The organism is Bacillus sp. BC08 (assembly GCF_054326875.1).
Window position 1 is genome coordinate 1 of sequence record NZ_JBTGPA010000003.1, and the last position, 4,095, is coordinate 4,095.

Annotated in this window: 2 protein-coding genes and 1 rRNA gene; 2 read left to right on the forward strand and 1 reads right to left on the reverse strand. The window is 34.9% G+C overall.

Features of this window, described 5'->3' with window-relative positions:
* Positions 1 to 36: 36 nt before the first annotated feature.
* Positions 37 to 152, forward strand: a 5S ribosomal RNA gene (gene rrf / locus ACXVYO_RS00050).
* A gap of 177 nt (positions 153 to 329) precedes the next feature.
* On the opposite strand, the gene pdxR is transcribed toward rrf, so the two are convergent.
* The gene (gene pdxR / locus ACXVYO_RS00055) at positions 330 to 1,742 is read right to left on the reverse strand and encodes a MocR-like pyridoxine biosynthesis transcription factor PdxR (protein WP_458465716.1); all 1,413 of its coding nucleotides are present in this window, start codon (positions 1,740 to 1,742) and stop codon (positions 330 to 332) included.
* A gap of 117 nt (positions 1,743 to 1,859) precedes the next feature.
* Between pdxR and ACXVYO_RS00060 the strand changes: the two genes are divergently transcribed.
* Positions 1,860 to 2,819, forward strand: a complete 960-nt coding sequence (locus ACXVYO_RS00060; RefSeq protein WP_458465717.1) for a proline dehydrogenase family protein — start codon at positions 1,860 to 1,862, stop codon at positions 2,817 to 2,819.
* Positions 2,820 to 4,095 lie beyond the last annotated feature (1,276 nt).

Below are 4,095 nucleotides of genomic sequence, written 5' to 3' on the forward strand. Positions count from 1 at the left end.
AATGTTATCTAGTTTTGAAGGAATATGCCTTCATAGTTTGGTGATGATGGCAGAGAGGTCACACCCGTTCCCATACCGAACACGGAAGTTAAGCTCTCTAGCGCCGATGGTAGTTGGGACCTTGTCCCTGTGAGAGTAGGACGTCGCCAAGCAATTTTAAGACGAGTCAGTATGACTCGTCTTTTTTGTGTTTAATGAAATAATTTTGTAATTAATATGGCTCTATGAGTACGTTTATCTAGCAAGAAATAGCTTTGTTTTATTATGATTTCACATCTAAATAGCATACCTTCAGAAAAATATGGACAAGTTTGTTAAACTGTCATTCGTTAATAAGGATATCTACGAGGTATTGCCCTCTGTAGCCTGCTCACACCTTCTTTTATTTCTTCAGTTGTTAAATGTCCATACCCCATAATAATTCGATTATGATGTTTTTCTTTTTCAATGGCGTGGTCTTCCACGGGATATACTTTCACTCCGAGATGTTGGATTTCCTCAAGTAATTCTTTTGTGAATTGAACTTGATTGAATTCAACAATCAGGTGTAATCCTGTAGAATAGCCGAAAATATTGATTTCATTTAAGAATGCTAATTTTAATTGCTCGATAAGGAAGTCTCTTCGATTTTTATAGGTTTTTTTCATCTTCATAATATGTCGTTCCAAATGATCATCGGTAATAAATTTAGCGAGGACAAGTTGATTTAAAGAAGATGTATGTAGATCGGAAAACCATTTGACCCTGCGGCATCTTTCAATAAGGTGTGAGGGAAGAACTAAGTATCCCATCCTAAGGGCCGGTGATAAAATTTTACTAAATGAACCTATATATATAACACGCTCGGGATCCAATCCCTGTAATGAACTTACAGGAGAGCCTTCATATCGAAACTCACTGTCATAATCATCTTCAATGAGATAACAATTCGTTTTTCTTGAGTAGTTAATCAATTGAACTCGTCGTTGGATCGGTAAAGCTCCTCCCAAAGGAAACTGGTGAGAAGGAGTAGTGAAGATGAATTTTGGGTTTTTATTTGCAGGCAACAAAGATGTATCCATTCCATTATCATCAACTGGTACAGGATGAAGGGAGGCTCCTGAATTTTTAAAAATTGTTTGAATGTCATTGGTGATGGGATCTTCTATTAGTACTTCATCACCCGCGGATAAAAATAATTTAGAAACAAGTGTTAAAGCTTGAGTTGCACCGGAAGTAATCACCAATTGTTCTGGATGACAAAAAACTCCTCTTGTTTTTAGCAAATAGCGTGATAAAGCCTTTCTTAATTCGGGACGTCCTTCGGGAATATCGTATCCAAATGTAGAAGGGGGTGCTTCATTCCATGTGGTGTGAGACAACTTTGCCCATACCTTACGTGGAAATAAGTCTAATGCTGGTATCCCTGAACGGAAATTAATGATGTTACTGTCTTTGTTTGTTTCTTCGCACCAAGATAAAGAGTCAATTAGAGTTGATTCTTTACGTTGTTTTAAATAAGTCCCTTCGGCAATGAATGTCCCGGCTCCTTGTCGAGCGACCAAAAAACCTTCGGAAAGTAATTGATCATAAGCTTCTAAAATTACATTCCTAGACACGCTCAACTCAGAAGATAATTCCCGTGTTGATGGTAGTTTTTCTCCGGATTGTAGCTCTCCGTTTAATATTCGTTCACGTATTTGGTGATAAACCTGGCGAATTAAACTTATATCTAACGATCGATCAATAGGCATCCAAAGCATATAAATGCTCCCTTCATCAAAATTGGTACCATAAAAGTATAGCTAAAATGGTACTAATACGAACCATTTTAGCATGCTATAGTTGGTACAAATAGTTCTAAAGGAGATGGAAATGTGATGACTAAACCAGAACTCCAAGTAGCTCAGGCATTTAAATCGATTGCACGAAATGAACATATAAAAACCTATGTACAACAATCAACCGAACTCTATGCGTTATTATTGCAGGCCGCGAAACGCTTTGTCACCGGAGAAACGAGACATGAGGGGATTATGACGGCAAAAGAACTAATTACAAAAGGGTATCATACTTCACTAGAATACATAGGGGAAAATACTCTAGATATAAAGGAATGTTATAAAGCGAAAAATGAGTTTTTGAATCTTATTGGAGACGTGGGTGCTCTGCCGATAAAACAAACAGTATCACTCGATTTATCGCATATTGGATTATCTATAGATCCAGAAATATCTTATATTCATTTAATGGAGTTGGCAGAGAAGGCAAAAGTATATGGAACTACCCTTATGATAAGTATGGAAGAATCATCTAAAGTAGAGGACATACTTTCTATCTATAAAAAAACAACTGAGCAATATCCTAATGTAGGCATAACGATTCAGGCGCATTTATATCGTTCGAACAATGATATTCAAGAACTCCTACATTATCCAGGGAAAATAAGAGTTGTAAAAGGTGCCTATCAAGAAGCTTCAGTTATTGCTATGCCTAGGTCAACTGACTTAAATCAACAGTATCTTCAGATTGTAGAACAATTAATTGAAAATAATCAGCCTGTATCTATAGCTACACACGATGAAATTCTTATTAAAGAGATGGAGCAACGTCAATATTTTAGTCAATCTAATGTAGAAATAGAAATGCTATATGGAATTCGTCCGGATATGTTAAGTGATTTGAAAAACAAGGGACATAACGCTAGAGTATATTTGACTTATGGGAAGGAGTGGTACTTGTATTTATGTCATCGGATAGCTGAACATCCAGAAAATCTATATTATGCAGTGACAGGTATGATACATCCATCTTCAGCGCAGCAGAGTAGGGAATATTAAATAGACATTTAATCTTAAACGTAAAAATTATTTTGGTTATGGCCCAATAGAAAAAGAGTCGGATTTTCCTTAGAGTAGAAATTCCGGCTCTTTTTCTATTGAAACCTTTTTAGTTTATATTTGCGTTAAATACGTACAGGACTTCTATAGGTGTTGAAAAGATTATGATTTATAATTGTGCAGCCGTATATCTCGTTTTTGGGGTGTTTTATATGTTATTGCTATGTATTCTTAGAATTATAGCTAGAAATAAATGAATTTATAATTCAATATGTATTTCAAAACGGGGGATACATAATAGAAACAATAAAATTACATGCTTTGTTAGTAACTTAATTCGTTCTTCTAACGGTAAAACGTAAATAATAGGTATAGGATAAACATTCTTAAATGTGATAAAAAGTAATAAAGCGTAATAAGAACAAACGTTCCTCGCAGGTATGTTAAGTATACTCGATCAATTGAGGTACGTATTTTTAATCGAGTATAGTTTATTTGTATATCTTAAATGTTTATTAAGGGGCTATAAAAGTTATTACGACTAGGCCATATGGAAGTGGATGCTGCTAAAGATGAAAGAGATATAAGTCTGCTATTTTAGTAATACAGGGATAGTAGTAAATGTTTACGAGTAAATAGGTAAGTAAGCATTACTTCATATAAGGGGAACTCCATAACTAGAGTAGTCTATAAAGATTTCTGTATCGTTGTTTGTTATAAGAATGCGTATCTTTAATCGTTTCTAATAGAGTGCCTGATAAGTAAAGAGGTATTAGGGAGTGTGATGATTTTCAAACTACATATTAGTATTTATTAAAATAAGGTTGTTAGTTTCGCTGGGGAAAAAACTTACGTGCAAATTAAGTCTAGTGTATAAGTAAACTTGAATGTATTTTGGAAGAGATGAAAGTAAAGAAGAAGAGGCTTTGCTGATAATACAATCTTTATAGGCTCTTCTCTAGAGTAGAGAGTGTAAAAATATTAACTTGAATATATTTATAAAAAGGTATTGACGATTGAACATTAGAGGTGTAATATAGAAAAAGTCGCCGATGCAATAACGCAGAACGCGGCAAACGAAATGAAAAACTTAGTTGACATTAACTAACGAAGATGTTAACATAAGGAAGTCGCGAATGAGCGACCGAGTAGTTCTTTGAAAACTGAACGAAACAAACAACGTGAAACGTCAATTTTTATTTTTAGATGCTAGACAAACTAACTTTATTGGAGAGTTTGATCCTGGCTCAGGATGAACGCTGGCGGCGTGCCTAAT

Bases quoted from the DNA above. Each gene is read 5' to 3' on its own strand.
- pdxR (WP_458465716.1), bottom strand. From the start codon at position 1,742: ATGCTTTGGATGCCTATTGATCGATCGTTAGATATAAGTTTAATTCGC.
- ACXVYO_RS00060 (WP_458465717.1), top strand. From the start codon at position 1,860: ATGACTAAACCAGAACTCCAAGTAGCTCAGGCATTTAAATCGATTGCA.